The 22,175-nt window shown below is 56.9% G+C and carries 18 protein-coding genes; 15 read left to right on the top strand and 3 right to left on the bottom strand.

Going from position 1 to position 22,175, the window contains the following annotated elements; all coding sequences use genetic code 11:
* Positions 1-21: 21 nt before the first annotated feature.
* The 10 genes from EO133_RS14700 to EO133_RS14745 all read left to right on the top strand — a co-directional run bounded on the left by EO133_RS14700 (position 22) and on the right by EO133_RS14745 (position 13,327).
* Complete coding sequence (locus EO133_RS14700) at positions 22-1,845, top strand: heparinase II/III domain-containing protein (protein ID WP_127073396.1); 1,824 nt, start codon at positions 22-24, stop codon at positions 1,843-1,845.
* Between the two features lie 118 nt (positions 1,846-1,963).
* The gene (locus tag EO133_RS14705; protein WP_127073397.1) at positions 1,964-3,895 is read left to right on the top strand and encodes an ABC transporter substrate-binding protein; all 1,932 of its coding nucleotides are present in this window, start codon (positions 1,964-1,966) and stop codon (positions 3,893-3,895) included.
* Between the two features lie 70 nt (positions 3,896-3,965).
* Entirely contained in the window at positions 3,966-4,958 is a 993-nt protein-coding gene (locus EO133_RS14710) for an ABC transporter permease (RefSeq protein WP_127073398.1), read from the top strand.
* A gap of 3 nt (positions 4,959-4,961) precedes the next feature.
* The gene (locus EO133_RS14715) at positions 4,962-6,101 is read left to right on the top strand and encodes an ABC transporter permease (protein ID WP_127073399.1); all 1,140 of its coding nucleotides are present in this window, start codon (positions 4,962-4,964) and stop codon (positions 6,099-6,101) included.
* Complete coding sequence (locus tag EO133_RS14720) at positions 6,076-7,122, top strand: ABC transporter ATP-binding protein (protein WP_206513525.1); 1,047 nt, start codon at positions 6,076-6,078, stop codon at positions 7,120-7,122. Before EO133_RS14715 ends, EO133_RS14720 begins: the two co-directional genes overlap by 26 nt.
* Positions 7,119-8,162 carry an ABC transporter ATP-binding protein gene (locus EO133_RS14725; protein WP_127073400.1) on the top strand — a complete coding sequence of 348 codons (1,044 nt, stop codon included), beginning with the start codon at positions 7,119-7,121 and terminating at the stop codon, positions 8,160-8,162. Before EO133_RS14720 ends, EO133_RS14725 begins: the two co-directional genes overlap by 4 nt.
* Positions 8,159-10,009: a DUF2264 domain-containing protein gene (locus EO133_RS14730; RefSeq protein WP_127073401.1), complete on the top strand. Its 1,851-nt coding sequence runs from the start codon at positions 8,159-8,161 to the stop codon at positions 10,007-10,009. The genes EO133_RS14725 and EO133_RS14730 overlap by 4 nt, the downstream gene beginning before the upstream one ends.
* Entirely contained in the window at positions 10,006-11,016 is a 1,011-nt protein-coding gene (locus EO133_RS14735; protein ID WP_127073402.1) for a hydroxyacid dehydrogenase, read from the top strand. The genes EO133_RS14730 and EO133_RS14735 overlap by 4 nt, the downstream gene beginning before the upstream one ends.
* Positions 11,013-12,680, top strand: coding sequence for an acyltransferase (locus EO133_RS14740; protein ID WP_127073403.1), 1,668 nt, complete (start codon positions 11,013-11,015; stop codon positions 12,678-12,680). The genes EO133_RS14735 and EO133_RS14740 overlap by 4 nt, the downstream gene beginning before the upstream one ends.
* Entirely contained in the window at positions 12,677-13,327 is a 651-nt protein-coding gene (locus EO133_RS14745; protein ID WP_127073404.1) for a ThuA domain-containing protein, read from the top strand. Before EO133_RS14740 ends, EO133_RS14745 begins: the two co-directional genes overlap by 4 nt.
* 98 nt (positions 13,328-13,425) lie before the next feature.
* Here the strand turns inward: EO133_RS14745 and EO133_RS14750 are convergent, their stop codons facing one another.
* Positions 13,426-14,370, bottom strand: a complete 945-nt coding sequence (locus EO133_RS14750; protein WP_127073405.1) for a dihydrodipicolinate synthase family protein — start codon at positions 14,368-14,370, stop codon at positions 13,426-13,428.
* A 158-nt stretch (positions 14,371-14,528) separates the two neighbouring features.
* Positions 14,529-15,251, bottom strand: a complete 723-nt coding sequence (locus tag EO133_RS14755; RefSeq protein ID WP_127073406.1) for a GntR family transcriptional regulator — start codon at positions 15,249-15,251, stop codon at positions 14,529-14,531.
* 213 nt (positions 15,252-15,464) lie between these two features.
* Between EO133_RS14755 and EO133_RS14760 the strand changes: the two genes are divergently transcribed.
* From EO133_RS14760 to EO133_RS14770, 3 genes are read left to right on the top strand one after another with little or no spacing between them, the layout of a single operon-like run.
* Positions 15,465-16,067, top strand: a complete 603-nt coding sequence (locus EO133_RS14760) for a TRAP transporter small permease (RefSeq protein WP_127073407.1) — start codon at positions 15,465-15,467, stop codon at positions 16,065-16,067.
* Positions 16,067-17,332, top strand: a complete 1,266-nt coding sequence (locus tag EO133_RS14765; protein WP_127073408.1) for a TRAP transporter large permease — start codon at positions 16,067-16,069, stop codon at positions 17,330-17,332. Before EO133_RS14760 ends, EO133_RS14765 begins: the two co-directional genes overlap by 1 nt.
* Positions 17,333-17,375: 43 nt before the next feature.
* Positions 17,376-18,371 carry a TRAP transporter substrate-binding protein gene (locus EO133_RS14770; RefSeq protein ID WP_127073409.1) on the top strand — a complete coding sequence of 332 codons (996 nt, stop codon included), beginning with the start codon at positions 17,376-17,378 and terminating at the stop codon, positions 18,369-18,371.
* 64 nt (positions 18,372-18,435) lie between these two features.
* Here the strand turns inward: EO133_RS14770 and EO133_RS14775 are convergent, their stop codons facing one another.
* Positions 18,436-20,682 carry a TonB-dependent receptor domain-containing protein gene (locus tag EO133_RS14775; protein WP_244640594.1) on the bottom strand — a complete coding sequence of 749 codons (2,247 nt, stop codon included), beginning with the start codon at positions 20,680-20,682 and terminating at the stop codon, positions 18,436-18,438.
* A gap of 280 nt (positions 20,683-20,962) precedes the next feature.
* On the opposite strand from EO133_RS14775, the gene hemP reads away from it, so the two are divergent.
* Positions 20,963-21,103 carry a hemin uptake protein HemP gene (gene hemP / locus EO133_RS14780; RefSeq protein WP_244640592.1) on the top strand — a complete coding sequence of 47 codons (141 nt, stop codon included), beginning with the start codon at positions 20,963-20,965 and terminating at the stop codon, positions 21,101-21,103.
* 9 nt (positions 21,104-21,112) lie between these two features.
* Positions 21,113-22,168 (top strand): hemin-degrading factor, encoded by a 1,056-nt coding sequence (locus tag EO133_RS14785; protein ID WP_127073410.1) that lies wholly within the window; start codon positions 21,113-21,115, stop codon positions 22,166-22,168.
* Positions 22,169-22,175 lie beyond the last annotated feature (7 nt).

The raw sequence follows: 22,175 nt of genomic DNA on the forward strand, positions 1-22,175 counted from the left end.
ACTGGAAGGGGCAAGGGCATTATGCGGCAATTGAAATACTGGAATGTCAAACGCGTGTCCGAGGCGCTGCAAAGCAAAGCGCGCTTTGCGCCTTTCCCCAGCGCTGGGGCCGAACTTGAGGCCATTAAAGATAATCTGGGAACCCGGATCATTGCCGAACTTGTCGCTCAAGCCCGGCAAGATGCCATCTCGCAAAACCCGACGCTGTCGGCAGATCTGTATCTCTCATACCTGCGAACCGGGGAACGTGAACCCTATGAGGACGCGCAAAGGTTGCGTCGGTCGATGCTCTACCGGCTCGTTCTTGCCGAATGGCTGCAAAGTGAGGGTGAGTTTATCGATGCCATTGAGAATATTGCATGGTCTCGATTGGAGGAAACCAATTGGGCTTGGCCCGCCCACGCGCCCAAGGGGCTCGATTTCCCCAACCATCCTACGCTCGATCTTGCCGCTGCGATGACAGCACTCGATTTTGCCGAGATAGATTATCTGCTTGCCGATCGCCTCTCGCCGCAATTACGCGCCCGGCTCAGATCAGAAGTAGAGCGGCGCGTTATAGGCCCTTTCCTTGACCGGCACGACCACTGGTGGCTGCATTCGACCGATGAAAAGCAGGTCAACAACTGGACTGCCGTTTGTGTGGGAGGCGCGGTCGGTGCGGCCCTTTATCTTGAAGATGACAAGGACAGGCTGGCGCAAATCATCGCGCGCGGTCTTGCCAGTCTTTCAGACTATCTCGATACATTTACCGGCGACGGCGGGTCCTCGGAAGGGCCCGATTACTGGTCGTACGGTTTTGGCAATTTTGCAGTCTTCGCCCACCTTTTGGCTTGCCGAACCGGCGGCCAGATCGATCTTCTAGACGATGCCTTTGTTGGATCTATCGCTCAGTTCCCGGTCCGGACAATGCTGGTGCCGGGCATTTGGGCCAGCTTTTCGGATTCGGATTCAAGTCCTGAGCTTCACCCCGGATTGCTAAGCCTGCTCGCCCGAACCCTGTCATTGCCCCAACTGAAAAAGTTGGGCGTAAAAAACGACTTCTCGATCACGCGATATAATCAATTCATCTGGCCTTTGCGACAGTTCGCGTGGCCGCTGCCGGAGGCAACTGCTCCTCTCATCCCGGAGCGACACGACTGGTATCCGGAACTTGGCTGGATGATATCCCGGCTTGCACCGGAAGATCCCGATGCGCTCTGCATGGCCATCAAGGGCGGACACAACGACGAAATGCACAATCAAAATGACATAGGCTCATTTATCGTCGTTGCGGGCAGTACGGTTCTGCTGACCGATCCCGGACGGGGGAGATATTCGAAAGCCTATTTCGGGCCCGAGCGCTACGCCAATCTGATGACCTCGTCGCGCGGCCATTCGGTTCCCCTCGTAAATGGCTTTGAACAGGCAGCAGGCCAGAGCCATTGCGCGCATATTCTGGATCATGGCGCCGATGCTGAAAAGGATTGGCTCGAACTGGATATGACAGCCGCTTACCCGGATGCGGCAGGCCTTACTTCGCTGGTTCGCAAAGTAACGTTCAAGCGCCAGGGACGCGGCGCGATCGAACTCTGCGACACGTTCGCATTCGCGTCGCGCAGCGTATTAACATCTGCATTGATCACATCGGTCGACCCGCAAATCGGCGATGGAGAAATCACTATCGGATCCGGGCGTGCCGGTATCAGGATAAGTTTCGACGCCGACCAACTCGCATTGTCACTGGAACGCCATCAAGGCGTTGAAAAACAATATGCTCCCGCTGTCGATCTCGTGCGCATTCTCCTGGCACCGATAGCACCCGCCAAAAGCGGCGCGATCAAGCTAAGCATCAATCTTCTCAAGTGATCGCGCAAAATACGCAAATTTGCGCAAAAATGAGAAATTGCTTGAAAATACGCAAATTTGCTCATATAGATGGCGGCATTGAGTGGCGTCGAGGAGGGCGCCCCAAGGGAGGAGAATCATGTTTTCACGACGCCTGTCGACCGCACGCATGCCGTTACGCGCATGGGCCGTGTCCGGTCTTTCGCTTGTAGTTCTGATTGCCGCCATCGGACCGGTTTCCGCTCAGGAAGAACCACCCATGCTGGCTGATCGCGTTGCCAGTGGCGAGTTGCCGCCATTGGCTGAACGCCTTCCATCCAATCCACTTGTCGTCGAGCCATACGAAAGCATTGGCACCTATGGCGGGGTCTGGCGCATGGGCATGCGCGGGGGCGGAGATAACGCGCTGATTGCCAAAACCGTTGGCTATGAAGGGTTGGTGCGTTGGGATCGCCAATGGCAGGAGGTTGTTCCCAACCTTGCGGCATCCTGGGAAGTCAATGAAGACGCGACCGAATATACCTTCACCCTGCGCGAGGGTTTGAAATGGTCCGATGGCGAGCCCTATACGACGCGCGACATCGAATTTACCGCCGCAATGTTCCATGATCCTGAATATCCGGCCAACAGTTTCATCAACGACCAGAACAATCCCGCGACCGTCGAGATCATCGACGACATCACATTCAAATATGTCTTCGAAAAGCCCAACGGCATGTTGATGGATACGCTCGCGAGCATCAACGGCACCATGGCCGTTTCCATTCCCTACCATTATTGCAGCCAGTTCCATCCCAACTACAATCCCGGCGCCGAGCAATTGGCCACTGATGCCGGATTCCAGAGCTGGGCACTCCACATGGAAGACAAATGTGCATGGGGTTGGGAAACGTCTCGCTGGACCAATCCAGACCTGCCCAATATCTACGCCTGGAAAATCACAGAGCCACTGAGTGGAACCGCTGCTCGCGTGCGCTGGGAACGCAATCCCTATTATTGGAAGGTCGACACCGACGGCAATCAACTGCCCTATATCGACGAACTCGATATGCGGGTGAGCGAGAGCCTTGAGGAACTGACGCTTCTTGCCCTGAACGGTCAGATAGACTTCCAAGACCGCCATATCGCGACAAACACCAATCAGGCTGTTTTCTTTGATGGTCAGGACCAGGGCGACTATCGCCTCGGTTCAGTTGTGCGCTCGGTCTCGTCGAGCCTCGTATTGCAGCTCAACTTCAATCACGACGATCCGGTCAAACAGGAGCTTTTCCAGAACCGGGATTTCCGCATCGGCCTGTCACACGCCATTGACCGCGAGGAAATCATCGATGTGGTCTTTATCGGTCAGGGTGAACCCTTCCAGGTCGCGCCTCGGCCTGAATCGCACTTTTATGACGAGGAGATGGCCAAGCAATATACCGAGTTCGATCCCGACCTTGCGATCGAGCATCTCGAAGCCGCCGGCCTGACCGAAATCGGTGCAGACGGGATACGTCTGATGAGCAATGGCGAGCCCACACGTATCACGGTTGATGTGATCGCCGCGCTGCGTCCCGAATGGATCGACATCCTAGAACTGATGCAATTGCATCTCGCCGATGTCGGCATCCAGATCGAGATCAACAATATCGACCGGACCTTGTTTTACGACAAGCGCCCGGGCAACGATTACGACGCGCAGGTCTGGGCCGGTGACGGTGGCCTCGATGTGATGCAGGAGCCGCGCTACTATTTCCCGTCAGGCGCGGAATCGGTCTGGGCATTCAAGTGGCAGGCCTGGTACACCGGCGCAACGCCCGAAATTGCCGAAGAACCTGTCGATTGGGTCAAGGAGCAAATGGCGCTCTATACCCAACTCACCCAGGAAGGCGATCCGGATGTGCGTGAGGACCTGATGCGCGAAGTTCTTGCCATCGCCAAGGAGAATTTCCCTGTGATCGGCGTCTCGCTCATGCCCGATGGTTACTACATTGCCCGCAATAATCTGCGTAATGTATCCGATCAATTGATCGATGCATGGCTGTTCCCGCAGCCCGGTGGTTACGATCCGCAGCAGTGGTATTTCGAATAGCGGCTGGTTCCTCCCGGCGGTCTCGCGCAGCTAGTGAGGCCGCCACCCTTTTCAGCGGGAGTGCGCAAACGTGCTTGGCTTTATCATCTCACGGCTGATTTCGATGGTTCTTACCATCTGGGCCATCTCTCTTGTCGCTTTCGCGATCATACAATTGCCGCCCGGCGATTACCTGACAACCTATGTCGCGACCCTTAGCGCCAGCGGCGACCGCGTCGATCCCCGAGTGATTGAAGCGCTGCGCGAGCAATATGGCCTGGGTCAGCCCTTTATCGTCCAGTACTGGAAGTGGGTATCGGGGATCGTCACCGCTGGCGATTTTGGCCAGAGCTTTGAATGGGGGCGTCCGGTTACCGAACTGATCTGGGGCCGGCTTGGAAACTCTATCCTGCTTGAAGGTCTTGCGGTCATCGTGATGTGGTTTGTTGCGCTTCCAATCGGTGTATATGCGGCAGTAAACAAATATTCTCTCGGCGACTATCTGGCGACCATCTTCGGCTTTCTCGGTCTTGCCATTCCCAACTTCCTTTTCGCACTCGTGCTTATGTATCTGGGCTATGCCTGGTTCGGCGTCGTCATGGGGGGGCTTTTTTCACCCCAGTTCGAGGGCGCGCACTGGAGCTTTGCCCGCGTGCTGGATTTTCTCTCCAATGCCTGGGCGCCGGTGCTGGTGCTTGCGACAGCCGGAACCGCACAGCTTATTCGTGTCATGCGCGCCAATCTTCTCGATGAATTGCGCAAACCCTATGTTACGACTGCCCGTGCCAAAGGGCTCCCCGAGTGGCGCGTCATTCTCAAATATCCGGTGCGTGTTGCGCTCAATCCGCTGGTATCCACCATTGGTTGGCTCCTGCCCACGCTCGTTTCAAGTTCTGTTATCGTATCGGTGGTCATGAACCTGCCAACAGCCGGGCCGATGCTGTTGCGCAGCCTCACCACCCAGGACATGTATCTTGCAGGCACGTTGATCCTGCTTCTCGGCGTCCTCACGGTTATCGGAACGCTCATCTCGGACTTGATTCTTGCCTGGATCGATCCACGGATCCGCTATGGGGGAGAGTGATCGATGGCGACCGACACAATGATCCTCAAAGAAACCCAGCGCAAGGACCGCGCCACCGGACGGGAAAGCCAGTGGAAGATGATCTGGCGCAGGTTCAGGCAGCACAGGCTTGCGCTTGTCAGCCTCTGGATCGTGATTGGCTTTTATCTGATCGCGATATTTGCCGAATTCCTCGCGCCCTACGCGCCATCCCACTACAACTCGCGCTATACCTATGCCGCACCGCAAGGCATCCATCTGTTCGATACGGACGAGCAGGGCAATTGGGGGTTCAGACCGTTTGTCTATGGTTACACCACCGAAATCGATCAGGCCGCCATGCGGCGCACCTTCGTGCTCGATCCCGACGTCAAGCATCGCGTGCAATTTTTCATCGAAACCGAGCCCTATAGGCTGGCGGGGTTCATCCCGATGCAGCACCGGCTCTTTGGCGTTGCAGAGCCGCGCGCACCATTTTACGTGCTTGGCGCCGACCGACTGGGCCGCGATCTCCTTTCGCGCCTGATCCACGGCACCCGCATATCGCTCTCAATCGGCCTTGTCGGTGTCGTTCTCAGTCTCTTCTTCGGCGTTCTTATTGGTGGGTTTTCGGGCTTTTACGGCGGTTGGTTCGATAGTATCGTTCAGCGCACGATTGAATTCATCCGCTCGCTGCCCACCATCCCGCTCTGGTTGGGCCTCGCTGCTGCCATGCCGCGGGACTGGGGTGCGCTCCAGACCTATTTCGCTATCACAATAATTCTTTCGGTTGTTGGCTGGACAGAACTCGCACGTGTTGTTCGCGGACGCTTCCTCGCACTGCGCACCGAGGATTTCGTGGTTGCTGCCCAGCTCGATGGCGCGAGTGATTATCGCGTGATCATGCGGCACATGGTGCCCTCTTTCATGAGCCACATCATTGCGGCAGCAACACTCGCCATACCGGGAATGATCCTGGCCGAAACCGCACTGTCATTCCTGGGGCTCGGGTTGCAGGCGCCGATTGTGAGCTGGGGCACGCTGCTGCAGGAGGCCCAGAACATCCGTACGCTTGCCAGCGCACCATGGCTTTTGCTGCCCGGTGTGGTTGTCGTCATCGTTATTCTTGCCATGAACTTTCTGGGAGACGGTCTTCGTGATGCCGCAGATCCCTATGGCCGCTGAAGGGCCACTGCTAACACTGGACGATCTCTCGATCGTCTTCTCATCGCCCGACGAGGCCGACATCGTTGCCGTGCGCCAGGTCGACCTCACGCTCCGTCGCGGCAAAACCCTTGCGCTTGTCGGGGAAAGCGGCTGCGGCAAGTCGGTGACGGCTCGCGCCATCCTGCGCATTCTCGACAAAAGTGCGGCCATTCCCAGCGGGCAGATCATATTCTCACCCGACGACGCCGAACCGGTCGATATCGCCACACTTAATCCCGACAGCATCGCCATGCGGACAATCCGGGGCAACCGGATTTCGATGATTTTCCAGGAGCCGATGAGTTCGCTTTCGCCGGTCCATACTATCGGCGATCAGATCGACGAGATGATTATCCTGCACGAACGGGTGACACCCAAACAGGCCCGCGAACGCACAATTGCCCTGCTGGATCAGGTGGGCATTCCCGGTCCTCGCGAACGCGCAGATGCTTACCCCTTCCAGCTCTCGGGTGGCCTGCGCCAACGCGCAATGATTGCAATGGCCTTGTCCTGCAATCCCGATCTCCTGATTGCCGACGAGCCGACCACCGCTCTCGATGTCACAACGCAAGCCCAGATTCTCGATCTTTTGCGCCAGCTTCAGGACGATTACGGCATGGCCATGCTTTTTATCACCCATGACCTTGGCGTCGTTGCCGAAATCGCTGACGACGTGGCGGTGATGTATCTGGGCGACGTTGTGGAGCAAGGGGACGTCTTCGATGTGTTCGCCACCCCTCAACACCCCTATACGCGTGCGCTGATGTCCTCGATCCCCAAGATGCAGCGCAAGGCCGAGCGCGAACGCCTCCAGCCCATTCAGGGCACTGTGCCTTCGCCCAAGGACCGACCGCAAGGCTGTTCCTTTTCCTCGCGTTGCCCCGTTGCCTTTGAGCCGTGCGCGAAAGTTCGGCCCGATCCCACGCGCACGGGCAAGCAACATCGAACGCGCTGTCATCTCATCGAGCGAGAGTTGAAGCCCGGGGAGGTCATCGTATGAACGATCTTATCCGCGTTGAAAATCTCTCGAAATCCTTCACCTTGCGGCGCGGGCTTGTCGGAGGGCTGATTTCACTCGATGCCCTCAAGGATATCAATCTCGCGGTGCGGCCTGGGGAAACCCTTGCCATTGTGGGCGAAAGCGGGTGCGGAAAGACAACGCTGGGCCGCTGCATCGTCAAGGCCATGACACCAAACACCGGAAAGGTGCTCTACACGCCCGAAAATGGCGAAACAATAGATCTCGTCGGTTTGAAGAAGCGCCAGATGAAGCCATGGCGGCGCGATATCCGAATGATCTTTCAGGACCCCATGTCTTCGCTCAATCCCTATATGCGGGTCTTCGATATCGTTGCCGAGCCCTTGCGCATTCACAAGATTGCCAAGGGGCGCGAACTGGAAGACCGCGTTGCAACAGCGCTTGAGAAAGTGGGCATCGATCCAGCGGCCGGGCAACGCTTCCCACACGCCTTTTCAGGCGGACAGCGCCAGCGCATCGGCATTGCGCGCGCGCTGGTGCTCGACCCGCGTCTGGTTATCGCAGACGAGGCCGTTTCTGCGCTCGATGTTTCCATTCAGGCCCAGATCCTCAATCTGCTCGAGGATCTGAAAGACGATTTCGGGCTGACCTATATCTTCATCAGTCATGATCTGGGCGTCGTCAATTACATCTCGGACCGCGTTGCGGTGATGTATTTGGGTAATATTGTAGAATTGGCCGATACCGAAACGCTCTTCGAGCGCCCGCGCCATCCCTATACCGAAGTGCTGCTCGAGGCCCTGCCCATTGCCGACCCCAAGCGCCGCGCGGGCAAGCGCACCGAAGCGCGGGGTGAAATTCCCTATATCGGCAATCGTCCCAAAGGCTGCCCTTTCCATACCCGTTGCCGTTTCGCCCAGGATCGTTGCCGAAACGACCGGCCCGAACTGCGCAAGATCGATGCAACCGAGGTGGCCTGTCACTTTGCCGAGACCATCGAACTCAGGGGCGCATATGACAGCGCTCCGCGACCACACATATCCCAAAAGGTAAGTCCATGATCTACAACCCCGCTGCCGCCAATCCGCTCAACGGCAATCCGTTGCGCAGCCGTGAGGACGTGGCCAAGTCCCTTTGCGATCTGTTCGATCCCTTGCTGCCCTATTTTTCTCAAGGCGGTGCCCGCGTGCGCCTGAGTGGCACAGCGGCTCATTTCGACCGCATAGCCGCCGATGTGGAGGGCTTTGCACGTCCACTCTGGGGCCTTGTGCCCTTTGCAGCAGGCGGTGGCCAATTCGATCACTGGAAGATGTACCGCGAAGGGCTTGCCAATGGCATGGACCCCGAGCATCCCGAATATTGGGGGCAGGTGAGTTGGATCGATCAGCGTATGGTCGAAATGGCGGCTATCGGCTTTGCGCTGCGGCTGATCCCGGATCTGATTTTCCACCCGCTGGATCAGCGCGCCAAGGACAACATCGTCGCCTACCTCACCCATATCCGCAAATATGATTTCGCCGACAACAACTGGAAGTTCTTTCGTATTCTTATCGATCTCGGACTTGAAGAGATCGGTGCGGATGTCGATCGCAGCTATACCGATCGCTATCTCGAAGAACTCGATACATTTTACCTTGGCGATGGCTGGTATCGCGATGGCAATGTGCCACGCGTCGATCACTATATCCCCTTTGCGATGCACTTTTATGGGCTGATTTATGCGACCCTGAAACGCGGTGACGATGCGCGGCGAGAGCGCTATCGCGAGCGCGCTGCCGCTTTTGCGAAAGATATCCGCCATTGGTTCGATGCAGATGGCGGCACGCTCGCTTTTGGCCGCAGCCTCACCTATCGTTTCGCGTGTGGCGGGTTTTGGGGTGCGCTCGCCTTTGCCGATCTTGAGGCGCTGCCATGGCCGGAAATCAAAGGTCAGTTCATGCGCCATCTGCGCTGGTGGTCCGATAAACCCATTGCCGAGCGCGATGGCGTCCTGTCCATCGGGTATGGCTATCCCAATCTCTTTATGAGCGAGAGTTATAATTCCGCCGGGTCGCCTTATTGGGCACTGAAGGCCTTCCTGCCACTTGCGCTTGGCGCCGATCACCCTTTTTGGCAGGCCGAAGAATCCGATGCGTTTGTTCCCAATGAGCCGGTGACATTGCCCCATCCGGGCATGATCATGATGCACACGCCGGGCAATGTGGTTGCGCTGTCTTCGGGTCAACAAAACCACCAGATGCGCTTTGGCGCGGAAAAATACGCCAAGTTCGCCTATGGCTCCCGCTATGCCTTTTCCGTCGAAGCCGAAGAGCGCATTTTCCAGCTTGCGACGTTTGACGGCATGATCGGGTTGTCGGACGATGGGCGGCACTACCGCATCCGCGAGGATAATGAGGAAGTGCTGATTGCTCAGGCGGGCATTTATGCTCGCTGGAAGCCATGGACCGATGTAACGGTGGAAACCTTTCTTGTTCCGGCCTCCCCATGGCATCTGCGGATCCATCGCATAACGACGCCCCGACGGCTTGAAACGATTGAGGGCGGTTTTGCGGTAGAACGCGCCGACCTCAATGCGGACAGTGTGGAGGAAGATGTGGGCATGGCATCGGTGCATACATCGACCGATTTTACCACCATTGTTGATCGTTCGTCCGATGTAAGCCGTCAAGGCAGAGCGCACCGCGCCCTTCCCAATACTCACCTGATCTGGGCCAAGACGCTCGTGCCCCAACTCATGGGCACAATAGAACCCGGCACGACCGTTCTGGCCTCGGCTATCATGGCCCAACCGACCGATAGTGGCGATCCCTCCTCGGCACCGGCCATGCCAGACCTTCAAGCTCTGGAGAGAACCATTCGGCAGAACGGCGTTTCCGCAAGTCCCATGGGCATGGTGAAACGTCCATGAGAAAGCCACGCCTCACTCTTGCCATGGCGGCTGACAGAACGCTTCATGTTCTACCGCCGCCCCTGATCGCGCGCCTTGCCAAGTCCTGCGATATCCTCGATCCAACCCCGATTGAAGATTTCTCGACACCAGAAGCGCGGCAGAGCCTGGCCACAACCGAAATCCTGCTGACGGGCTGGGGATGTCCGCATATCGACACCAATGTTCTTGCGGATGCGCCCAATCTGGCGCTTATTGCCCATGCGGCTGGCACGGTGAAATATTTCCTCGTTCCAGAGGTTTATGAGCGCGGTATCGTTGTAACTCACGCCGCTGCTGCCAATGCGATTCCGGTTGCCGAATATACGCTTGCTGCAATCATTTTCTCCAACAAGAACATATTCAGGTTGCGCGATCTGTACCGTAGAGACCGCACGCGGGCTTCTTCCTATCGAGAGATGGATGCGCCCATCGGCAATTTTGACCGCACGATCGGTATTGTCGGTGCGTCGCGCATCGGCCGCCTGGTCGTCGATCTGCTCACGCCCTTCGATTATGACATTCTGCTCTATGACCCTTACGTGCCGCCAACCGACCCCATTCTCGAAAAGGTCCGCCTCGCGACCCTGGACGATCTAATGGCACAAAGCGATGTCGTCTCGATCCACGCGCCGTCGCTGTCCTCGACACGGCATATGATCGGTAAACCTGAACTGGCCCGCATGAAAACCGGTGCTACCCTCATCAACACCGCGCGCGGCGCGCTTGTCGATGAAACCGCACTGCTCGACCAATTGCGGACTGGCCGCATCAATGCGGTAATCGATGTTACCGATCCCGAAATACCAGCGCCCAGTTCAGATTTTTTCACGCTCCCCAATGTTTTTCTGACACCTCATGCCGCTGGTGCCGTAGGCACAGAACGACAACGCCTGGGTCTATTGGCTGTTGAGGAAATCGAGCGCTTTGTTGCCGGTCAACCTTTACGGCATGCCATCATTCCAGAAGCCTTGGAGCGACTCGCATGAATGCCCCCTTTGATCAATCGTTGTCCGAGATCGAAAAACAATACGAATTCGCGCGTTTACAGTACTTGACCTGGGATCGCACGCCCGCCGATATCGATGGCCCACAGCAACGCGCGCTAAAGGCTGTGCTTGAACGCCGGTCCGGCGCGCAATTTGCAAAAACCGCCTATGTTGCCCAGGAAGCGCGTGTCTTTACCGAACGCCTTGTGATGGGTGAAGATACGTGGATTGCAGGACACGCATTGCTGCGCGGTGATGTCGTTTTGGGCGATAATACCACCGTCAATCCCTATGTCTGTATTTCCGGGCGTGTGCATTGTGGCTCGGGCGTACGCATCGCCTCACACGCTTCTCTTGTGGGCTTCAACCACGGTTTCGACGATCCAGACATGCCAATCTACAAACAAAAGCATGAACGGCTGGGCATCGATATCGGCGATGATGTCTGGATCGGCGCCAATGCGGTTATCGTTGATGGTGTGCGGATCGGGTCAGGCGCCGTGATCGCCGCCGGCGCAGTGGTTACGCGCAATGTACCGGACAAGGCCATAGTGGCCGGTGTTCCCGCCAAGGTCGTACGCAAGCGCGGACAACGCAACGCGATCCAGACGTCAACGTATGGGCGAGCCGAAATCGCCTTTGCAAAACTCGGGAAATCGGCTGCGGACCAATGGTCCGAGATTCTTGAGAATAATTTCGAGAATGGCGCATTTATCTCGCCTGAGTCCGATGGCATCAAGCGCCCTTCAATCCGGCATTTATGCGATGCCATAGAGATTGCGTCAGCCTTTGGCGCCGCGCCGCATTGCATCGACACGCAAGAAGCGATTTCACGTCTTTTGGCTGTGCAGGATGAGCAGACCGGGCTTTTTCCCGATCCGTTCCGCCCGCGCCCCGACGCCTCCGCCATGCGACACGACGGCCTTGCGCTCTATAATGTCCTGGCTGTCGGCTATGCCCTTGAATGCCTGAATGCCGCGCCACGCTATCGCATTGAGGCAATTGAAACGCTGTCGACCGCCGAACTCTGCGCCTGGCTCGATGCGCTTCCCTGGGTCTCTCAGGCCTGGAGCGCAGGCGCCACTGTCGATGCCATTGGCACGGCGCTCTATTTCAATGCCCGCTACTTTGACAGCGGAACCCATCTTGAAACAATGCTCGGCTGGCTTCATACCCACTGCAACCCGAATACCGGACTTTGGGGAGCGCCGAGCCAGCACGGCGACTATCTGCAGCCAGTGAATGGATTTTACAGACTAAGTCGCGGCACCTATGCCCAGTTCGGCTTGCCGCTTCCTTATCCCAAGGCTGCAATCGATACAGTTTTGGCACATTATGACCGCCATGACGGCTTCAAGGGGCCGACGCATACGGCCTGTAACCTTCTCGATGTTGTTCATCCCCTATGGCTGGCCCGTAAGCAGACCGCCTATCGCCATAGCGATATCGCCAAAGTTGCTGAGAACATTATTCTGAAGGCGGCACCGACCTGGGAGACAGGCAAGGGGTTTGCTTTCGCCTCCAAGCAGCCGGCGAGCCTGCAGGGGACAGAAATGTGGCTGTCGATACTCTATCTTTGTGCCGACATTCTGGGCTTTGCAGATGGCGCAACCTTTGAACCCAAAGGCGTTCATCGCCTGCCTCCCGCATTGGCGATGCAATGACACGGACAGCACTGATCGTTTACGGGGGGCTAGAGTTGCATCAGCCTCAGTTGGGCGCGGCCCGTACCCGCGACATTCTCGAAGCCAATGGCTTTCGCGTCACGATGACTCCCGATTACGATGCGCTGGGCGATGAAACAGTCCGCTCTACCGATCTTGTCGTGCCGGTCATTACAGGCGGCCAGATTGACTCCGAACGCCTCAACATTCTTGTCGATGCCGTCGCCGCGGGTACTGGCCTTGCCGGATTTCATCATTGCATGGCAACGAGCTTTCGCGAGTATGTTGCCTTCCGCTATATGGCCGGGTGTACCTGGGTTGCCCATCCGGGAAACATCATCAAATATCGTGTCGACATTTCCGCGCCCGATGATCCGATTATGGAAGGGATTACATCGTTCGAACATACGTCCGAGCAATACTACCTCCATTACGATCCGGCTGTTGAGGTATTGGCCACAACAACCTTTTCCGGCGACATCCATCCCTGGCGCAAGAACATTGTTATGCCGGTTGTCTATAAGACATATTACGATCGCGGACGGGTATTTTACTCGTCGCTAGGGCATACCGCAGATGAACTGGATATTCCCAATATCCGCACCATCTGGGAGAGGGGCTTGCTCTGGGCGGCGCGTGCCGCGTGAGCAACCGAGGACATCCGCAAACAAAAAAGACCACGCAGAGACCGGTGTGTCCGCGTGGTCTTTTGCGCTCGTTCGCAGGCGAGACGCGAACTGCCTGATTACAAACCGTTCTGCTGGGACCAATCGGCGTACCAGGTATCAAACAGCTTGAGCTGGCTTTCCGCATAGGCACGCTGGCTTGCCGAAAGCTCATCGGTTTCGTTGAAATGCAGCGCGTATTCAGAATTGCCTTTGAGCACCATGAGATACTTGTAGTAGAGAACGAGATCCGGGCCTTCATCGAAGGTTGAAAGGACGCGCAGCGCAGCTTCAAGCTCAAGAGCCTGGCGGCGGGCCGCCGCATCGCCATTCGCCGCTGCCTGGCTTAGCGCGCACAGTTTCAACACCTCTGCGGGGAGAACGTTGCCGATGCCGGTAATGGCGCCGGTTGCACCGCAATTGACAAAGCCGTGGAATACGGTGGTGTCCACACCGATCATCAAGGAGACGGCATCGTCCTGACTGGTGATGTGTTCTGCCGCGTAGGTCAGGGAATCGACACCGCCGAATTCCTTGAAGCCGATAAGATTGGAATGTTCGGCGCGCAGCGCAAAGAACAAGTCGGCGCGCGTCGCAAAGCCGTAATAGGGGCTATTGTAAATGACGGCAGGCAGATCGGGTGCGGCTGAAAGAATTGCCTTGAAATGATGGCGCTGGGCAGTCAGCGAAGGGCCGCGCGACAACACACGCGGAATGACCATAAGACCCTTGGCGCCAACTTTTTGCGCATGAGCAGCGTGCGCGGCAGCAATCTTTGTGTTGACCGCGCCTGTCCCGGCAATCACGGGTATTCCTGCCTTAACCAGGCGTTCGACACCTTCCATGCGCTCTGCATCAGTCAGAAGCGGCCAATCGCCCATTGAACCGCAATAAACGACAGCGGACATGCCTGCCGCAATCAGTTCTTCCCCCTTGCGCACCAATGCGTCGAAATCGGGCGTCCGATCCGCCTTGCACGGCGTCATGAGGGCCGGAATGCAGCCCGAGAAAATGCCGCTGTTCATTATGATCTCCTGAAAATCAAATTAGCTCCCTGTCTGCGATCATCTAAGAAGATCGCACGGATTTGGCAGCATAATAATCGTTGTATTTTTTTTGTCGACATAAATTTTCGCAAAATTCTGCATTGCGTCCTGCCAGTGCTCGAGACATGTGGCGGAGCTTATATCGCCATGCTGAAATTGGTCTTCGGGTCCGCGATCACAAAGGCCTGGATTTGCCGCACGATCTGCTCGGCATGACGGCCTGCAAGCTGGTCCGCCAAGGCGACGTCGCGATCCGAAATTGCCGCAATCATGTCCTCGTGCTCGGTAACATATTGCACCGGCAACTCATCGTTGAAGGACGAATAATAGAGACGCAGGATGCGTCGGCCCTCATCAAGAAGCTGGGTGAACAGCTCCGTATAATAGCGATTTCGCCCGGCTTTGGCGATCTCGACGTGAAAATTGCGATTTGCCGCAATCATTGTCAGCACGTCCCGTGCGTTAACCGCTGTAGCGAACTCTTTCTGCAAGCTCCAGATCCGCTCGAGATCTGCGGGGTCGTGGTTTGCCGCCGCCAACCGGGTCGTCACCCGATACATGAGCGACAAGGCATCGAAAAACTGAGGCAGTCCAAGAAAATCGATATGTGAGACAATTGTTGCGCGGTTGGGCAGAGTTTCAATGAGGCCATCCGAAGCAAGGCGCACAAGTGCCTCACGGATCGGTGTGCGCGACAATGAAAAACGCTCCGAAAGCTGAACTTCGTCGATCGGACTGCCCGGCGCCAGCTTGAGTTCGATGATCTCGTTCCGCAGCGTTTCATAGACATGACCGACGCCGGCACCGCGCCGATGCGCCTTGCCGTTTTCCACGTTCGCTTTGACGCGCTGCTTGCTCATGTTTCCGTGCGCTCCTGACATGCAATCTATTTCATAACCAAATGGCACCATTTTGGGAATTTGCATAATTCGGTATTTTTCTTGTCGACAAGAAGAATGCAAGTTGCTACGACTCACCTTTGGAGGCGGCTGGCTGGCCAAATCTGGCTCCGCACTGACAGGAACCCTTTCGTGCGTCCGAGCGAATGGACGATTGAAAGCAGGAGGACCGGCATGGGTTTGGCACATGCAAAAGAACCGCTGCCCGCACGAATATGGGTCGGCTTCTCCAACGGCCTGCTCTTTGTTGAATTGCGGATTGCCGCCCTGCTGCTTGCTGGCCTTGCCGTCATCATCCTGACCAATGTTGTAACCCGCTATGCCGGCTCCCCGATCTATTGGATCGATGAGCTTGCGGTTTTCACCATGGTTTGGCTGGCCTTTATCGGAACCTCAGCAATGTCCCGGCTCCGGCTCGATTTTGCGGTGACTTTTCTCGCCGATATCGCACCAAAACGCCTCGGGCCGCTCATCCGGGCCGGTTCGATTGTTTTAATCATCGTCTTTGGGCTGGCTCTGGCGTGGATGTCATGGATCATGCTCGATCCGGTCGGCATCGCGTCCGCGGGCTTTGACGCACGCGCCTTCGCCGGGCAGACGTTCAACTTTCTTTATACCGAATTCACCCAAACGCTGGTTTGGCCACGTTGGGCAGTGATGCTGGTTATCCCGCTGTTTTCGGTCTGTCTTGTCATTCACGGACTTGCCAACCTTCTCGAAGAGGCCGGGCTTGTCGAGCGCAAGGTTCGGTCCGGATTTGAAGAGGAGGCGGTCTGATGTGGACCGGTGCAGCATTTCTGACAGCAATGCTGGTGGGTGCGCCCATCGGCATCTGCCTGTGTCTGGCAGCAATTCTCTTTCTTTATCTGGACGGCAATACACTGCTTTACGCGTCCATGCCGACCCAGCTTTTCGATAGCGCCGGCAATTACGGCCTTATTGCCATCCCGCTTTTCATCCTTATCGGCGATATCATGAACGCGGGCGGCATCACCGGGCGCATTGTGCAGATGGCTTTGGCCTTTATCGGCACACTGCGGGGCGGGCTGGCCTATGTGAACCTTGTTGCCAATATGTTTGTCGCCTCGATCATGGGCTCGGCCTCGTCCCAGGTTGCGGTTATGTCGCGCGTCATGGTTCCGGAAATGGAGCGCCAGGGGTATCGCCGCGATTTCGCCGCCGGACTGACGGTTTACTCCGGCATTCTCGGACCGATCATTCCCCCATCGATCATGTTTGTCGTCTATAGCGTGCTGGCCCAGATTTCGGTCGGCAATATGCTGTTATCCGGGCTTATCCCAGGGCTGATGCTGGCGGGGTCGTTTCTCGGACTGATCGCGATTCTTGGGCTTTTCTATCCCTACCCGGTCAATGAACGCCAACCCTGGCCGGTGCGCTTGAAGGCAATTATCGATGGGTTGCCCACACTGCTTATTCCCCTCGTTATCGTCGGCTCGATCATGGGCGGCTTTGCCAATCCCACCGAAGCGGCAGCGGTCGGCGTCGTTGCTGCGCTCCTGATCGGCTGGCTTTGGATCGGGGATCTCAAACTTAGCGCAATGCCGCGCCTTCTGATGCGGGCAGCAGGCTATTCGGCGATCATCCTCTTTCTTGTGGCAGCGGCCGGCGTGTTTTCCTGGGTCCTGACCTATGGGCGCGTGCCCCAGCAGGTTGCCGCCTGGATTCAGACCGTCGCGCAGGATCCGATTACCTTCATGCTGCTGGTCAATCTGATCCTGCTATTTATCGGAACGGTAATCGACGGCGCTCCGGCGCTCATTATGACCGTGCCCATCCTGCTGCCCATCGCAACCGAGGTTTACGGCATCGATCCATTTCATTTCGGGGTCGTTGTCGTCATCAACCTGGTTCTGGGTTTCATGACGCCGCCGGTGGGACTTTGCCTTTATGTCGCTTCGGCCGTTACCGGGGTGAAACCGTCACGGCTATTCGTTGTGACCTTGCCGTTCTTTCTGGCAACGGCGGCCATCCTCGTCATTCTCTCGATCTTCCCGTTCTTCTCCACGGTGCTTTCCCGCTAGGCGCCTGTTCATCCGCAAACCATAAAGCAAAGGGATCATCACTATGAAACTGAACCGCAGAACGTTTCTCGGAGCTTCGGCCGCCGCCGCTGCCTCCACAACGCTCTTTACACCCAGTCTGGCACTCGCCCAGTCGCAGAGCTTCCGCCTGGGGATCGCAACCCCTCCTGGCCATCCGTGGAACAATGCGGCGCTTGCGGCAGCCGAAATGATTGCCGAGGAATCGGACGGTCGCCTCGACCTCACCGTTTTCCACGCCAGTCAGTTGGGCACCGAAGCGGCCATGCTCCAGCAGTTGCAAACCGGCGCATTGGATTTCGCATGGCTTCAGACCGCTGAACTGGGCACACGCATCCCGCAGATCGCGGCGATTAACGCGCCTTATCTTGTGCAGTCGACCGCCAAGATTCCCGATCTGATCCGGCATCCCAAAGTGCTCGAATTGCTTGATCTCCTGCCCGCTGAAACCGGCACGATCGGCCTTGGCTGGGGCATTACCGGCATGCGTTCGGTCTTTGCCAATCGCGAAGTCAATTCTGTCGCCGACTTGCAGGGCATGAAGCTACGCACCCATACCACCCCGGCCTTCCGCGATTTTTATGAATTGCTCGGCACGGCTCCGACGCCGATTCCGACCCCACAGGTCTATGACGCGATCGCCAACGGGCAGGTCGATGGCCTTGAAGCAGACCTTGATTTCTCGTGGAACCAGCGGTTCGATCAGGTCACGCAAAGTATCCTGCATATGAACGCGCTCTTCATGCCGATGGTCGCGCTTGTTTCCGGCCGGGTCTGGCAGGGCTTGCCCGAAGCGGATCGCGAAATCCTCGACCGGGCGACCAAGACCGCACTCGAAGCCCAAGTCGATGAACTCGTCGGCAACGAAGCCGGGCTGCTTACCGCTTTTGAAGAGACAGGCATAGCCATCAGCACGGTTGGCGAGGCCGACGTGGCTGACCTGATTGAACGCTATGACGCAAAATGGGTCGAGCTTGCGCCCAATCTTCCCGAACTGCGCGCCGCAAGCGCAGAGATTTAAGAACCCAAAAAGCCGGGGCGCTCAACGCCCCGGCCTGTTTATCAAACGATCTGAGTGATACGGCTTACCAGCGCACGGTGGCGCCCAGCTTGAAGCTGATACCGGGTTCATAAACCGTTGATGTTGTGCCCACATTGAGCGGCTTGGCGTAGCTGACATCGAAAAGATTATCGACACGCAGGTTCAATTCGACATTGTCGGCAGCCTGGTAACTGGCAAACAGATTGACCAGCGTATAATCGTCCATCGTTACGCCTTCCGGTGCCCAATTGCGTTGCACTTCGCCGCCGACGGTCAAGGCGCCTTCGAGCAGCCTTACACCTGCCTGCCCGGTAACTTGCGTGGTCGGTATCGATACGAGGGGGGACTTGATGCCGCCTTCAATTCTGTGCCCTTCGATGATCGAGGCGCTCAAACCGGCAAACCAGGTCTGTTGATCATAGAGCGCTTCAAGCTCAAAGCCGCGAATCTCGGCAGAAGCGAAATTCTGATATTGCGCACATGTACCAGGGTAATAACCGATGACGGTCGGCGGGAATCCGGGACCAAAAATCGGACCAGGGCCGGGCGCTGCACAACCCGCCGTTCCGGTCGGGATCGAGGAGTTCATCCCGATATAATTGTCGATGGCGTTGTCAAAATAGGCTGCCTTGAGCCGGAGACTGTCATTGTGAGTGAACAGGCTGTCAGCGGCGTAGTTCACGCCAAATTCCCACGTCTTTGCGGTTTCAGGTGCAAGGTCGGGGTTTGGAAGAAACGGGAACACAACCCCGGCCGGGTGCATGCCATTTATGAGCGTCTCGGTAATCGCCGGAGAGCGATAACCTTCGGCATAGGTGCCGTAAAATTGCAGTCCTTCCAGCGGCCCATCGTCAAATGGGGAAACGCCAACGGTCAAGCGTGGCGATAGGCGCGAACCGGAAGACGACCCGGCATCGCTTTCCAGATTGAAGACGTCGTAACGCACTGCGCCGACCACTTCGAGCCAGTCATAAGTCATCTTGTTCTGGATATAGGCGCCGCCCACAGTCCGTTGGCCGGAGGGCGTGTAAGAGTCATCCCCGCCAAGCGGATTGGCAGTTGTAACATCGTCAAAGACGATATCACCGCCATAGGTCAATTCATGCTCAACAACACCGGTTGTGAGTCGCGATGTGTTCCAGATGTCAAACCCGTAAGTGGCCAGATCGTAACCGGTTTCCGACCCTGCAGGCACGGTCACGAAAGTGCCTGCGGCTTCAGACCAGCGCCTCAAATCCGTGAGATTGGTTGCTGTCAGGTCGACCAGATTGACTGACGCATTGATATGCAGATCGAGCCAGTCATTGTCCGGATCGTCAAACTCGTATTGAACAGAGAATGTATTTTGCAGTGCGTCTGCTTGCCGGGCCCCGCTGCCTTCCTCCCAGCTATTGCGTGACCCGTTCCATGCTAGCGTCAATTCGCTGAAATCGGTCGGACGGATTGTGCCTTTCACCAGCCCACTCAGGACATCAAAGCTCGTGCCTACAACATCGTTTCCATCACCGCCGGTGTAATCACCGAAATCGCGCCAGACGACATTGGCCAGGATGTCCGCGTTTTCTGACAAGCGCACGGCGCCCGTCGCGCTTGTTGTGATACCGCGCGCATTGCTGTCATAAACGGCGGTCGTCGTAAGCGCATAGTCTTCGTCCGGCAGAAGGAACGTATTGGCGCTCTTGGTGTTGAACATGACCACGCCGCCAATTGCGCCGGAGCCGTAAGTATTGGCGACCGGCCCACGGACCACTTCCACGGATTCGAGCAGATTGGGGTCGACAAAGAACATCGACGACGTGCCATGCCCCGAGCGCTGGAAGTTCTGCCGGGCGCCGTCAACGATGACCTGAACGCGGCCGAAATCCTGCAAGCCACGGATATTGGCGGCCGAGCCGGCCCGGCGGGCATCGGTCTGGATTGCAATGCCGGGCGTGCCAAAGAAAATATCGTTTGCCGTAGCCGGCATACGCTGGGCAAGTGTTTGAGCATCGATCCTGCTGACAGAAGCCATGGACTCAATCGGCGATTCGCCGGTGCGGCTGATGACCGTCAGGGCATCGAGAAGCGTTGTGCCCGCGGCAATATCGCAGAATGTGGCTTGGGACAAATCGGAAGGATCCGCACATAGCGCGCTGTCGTCCGCGCCCTGGGCAAGCGCAACGCCTGCCATGGCGCCATAAGCGACACCCGCAAGCAAAAGCCCACGCAAGACATATTGCGACAAGGATCCGCTATCGGTCCGGGGAGTATGGGGAAAGTTCTTGCCAGTCGCACCTGCGGGGACCTGCATTCGATTGCTCCTTCTAAGCGCATAGAAAGTCGCGATGCTGGCTGGCGGAAGGCTGGCTTGCTGCGTTGTACCGCGCGGCCCTTATCTGGCCACATTCGGATTTCGACCCGTCCCATATAAAACATGATTATAAGAGTCAACTATTGACTTGCAAATAAACTTGATTATTGAAATCATGAATACACCCAAGCTTGGTGCAAAGGCTGCTTGTGGTGGTGAATGCAAGGATTTGTGGCCCCTTAAAATGCCGGACGCCCCCTCAGGAGAAAAGCAAAGTCTCATGCAGAAGCCTTCCGAACGGCCTCAGACGATCTCGTCCGCCAAGCTTTTCGGCGAGGCCCAGGAGATCGAGATCGATCACGATGGCACGCTCTACCGGTTGCGGATCACCCGACAGGGCAAGCTGATTTTGAACAAATAGGATTTCAAGATGACCTCACCGCTAACCCCACAGGACATTCGCGATCTGCGTGCGGCTCAACCCCAGATGCGCGAACGGGATTTTGCGCGTATTCATAAAATCAGCGAAGCGCAGCTTGTTGCGGCTTTCGTTGGGCAGAATGCAACTCGTCTTAAAATCGACATTGCGGTCTTGCTCGAGGGCGCCAAATCGCTTGGCACCGTTATGGCGCTGACACGCAATGAGAGTGCAGTGCATGAAAAGATCGGCCCTTATGAAAAGGTTCATGTCGGCGCTCATAATGCCATGGTGCTTGGCGAGCAGATCGACCTGCGTATTTTTCAACGCAAATGGATATCGGGATTTGCCGTCACCAAGCAGACCGATGACGGCCCACGCCATTCGATGCAGTTCTTCGATGCGGCAGGTGATGCGGTTCACAAGATCCATCTGCGTCCTGAATCCGACAAAGACGCCTATGATGGGCTCGTGGCAAAGCTGCTCAACGAGGATCAGAGCCAGTTTCAGGATTGCGAGCCTGTGCCCGACATCGAAGCTGTCGATGCCGCACGGCCGCAGGCCGATGCCGACGCATTGCGCAGCGCCTGGAGCAAACTGACCGATACCCACCAGTTTTTTGGAATGCTGCGCGATCTCAACCTGCCACGCCATCAGGCGTTGCAGATGGCCGGCCCCGACTATGTGCGCCCCGTAGAGACAGACGCGGTTGCGGCGATGTTCGATATGGTCAAGCACAGTGGGGTGCCCATTATGGCCTTTGTTGGCAATACTGGCTGCATTCAGATCCACTCCGGCCCGATCCATAAGACCGCGATGATGGGGCCTTGGCTCAATGTCATGGACGAAACCTTCCATCTGCATTTGCGCACCGACCACATTGTTTCCGCCTATGTCGTGCGCAAACCCACAAGCGACGGCTTTGTAACCTCGCTGGAAACCTATGACGAGAACGGCAAGCTCATCATTCAGTTCTTCGGCAAGCGCGTGGAAGGCCATGACGAGCGCCCGCTTTGGCGCGAAGCGCTTGGCTCTCTTCCGACACTGGCACAAAACGCTGCGGCGTGAGGGACAT

It is taken from the genome of Pelagibacterium lentulum (genome assembly GCF_003992625.1).
GTDB classification, from domain to species: domain Bacteria; phylum Pseudomonadota; class Alphaproteobacteria; order Rhizobiales; family Devosiaceae; genus Pelagibacterium; species Pelagibacterium lentulum.

Excerpts from the sequence above, each read along its gene's own strand:
- EO133_RS14700 (WP_127073396.1), top strand. The coding sequence starts at position 22 with ATGCGGCAATTGAAATACTGGAATGTCAAACGCGTGTCCGAGGCGCTG.
- EO133_RS14775 (WP_244640594.1), bottom strand. The coding sequence starts at position 20,682 with ATGCAGGTCCCCGCAGGTGCGACTGGCAAGAACTTTCCCCATACTCCC.
- EO133_RS14770 (WP_127073409.1), top strand. The coding sequence starts at position 17,376 with ATGAAACTGAACCGCAGAACGTTTCTCGGAGCTTCGGCCGCCGCCGCT.
- EO133_RS14715 (WP_127073399.1), top strand. The coding sequence starts at position 4,962 with ATGGCGACCGACACAATGATCCTCAAAGAAACCCAGCGCAAGGACCGC.
- EO133_RS14705 (WP_127073397.1), top strand. The coding sequence starts at position 1,964 with ATGTTTTCACGACGCCTGTCGACCGCACGCATGCCGTTACGCGCATGG.
- EO133_RS14740 (WP_127073403.1), top strand. The coding sequence starts at position 11,013 with ATGAATGCCCCCTTTGATCAATCGTTGTCCGAGATCGAAAAACAATAC.
- EO133_RS14750 (WP_127073405.1), bottom strand. The coding sequence starts at position 14,370 with ATGAACAGCGGCATTTTCTCGGGCTGCATTCCGGCCCTCATGACGCCG.
- hemP (WP_244640592.1), top strand. The coding sequence starts at position 20,963 with ATGCAGAAGCCTTCCGAACGGCCTCAGACGATCTCGTCCGCCAAGCTT.
- EO133_RS14765 (WP_127073408.1), top strand. The coding sequence starts at position 16,067 with ATGTGGACCGGTGCAGCATTTCTGACAGCAATGCTGGTGGGTGCGCCC.
- EO133_RS14730 (WP_127073401.1), top strand. The coding sequence starts at position 8,159 with ATGATCTACAACCCCGCTGCCGCCAATCCGCTCAACGGCAATCCGTTG.
- EO133_RS14785 (WP_127073410.1), top strand. The coding sequence starts at position 21,113 with ATGACCTCACCGCTAACCCCACAGGACATTCGCGATCTGCGTGCGGCT.
- EO133_RS14760 (WP_127073407.1), top strand. The coding sequence starts at position 15,465 with ATGGGTTTGGCACATGCAAAAGAACCGCTGCCCGCACGAATATGGGTC.
- EO133_RS14755 (WP_127073406.1), bottom strand. The coding sequence starts at position 15,251 with ATGAGCAAGCAGCGCGTCAAAGCGAACGTGGAAAACGGCAAGGCGCAT.
- EO133_RS14735 (WP_127073402.1), top strand. The coding sequence starts at position 10,006 with ATGAGAAAGCCACGCCTCACTCTTGCCATGGCGGCTGACAGAACGCTT.
- EO133_RS14725 (WP_127073400.1), top strand. The coding sequence starts at position 7,119 with ATGAACGATCTTATCCGCGTTGAAAATCTCTCGAAATCCTTCACCTTG.
- EO133_RS14720 (WP_206513525.1), top strand. The coding sequence starts at position 6,076 with ATGCCGCAGATCCCTATGGCCGCTGAAGGGCCACTGCTAACACTGGAC.
- EO133_RS14745 (WP_127073404.1), top strand. The coding sequence starts at position 12,677 with ATGACACGGACAGCACTGATCGTTTACGGGGGGCTAGAGTTGCATCAG.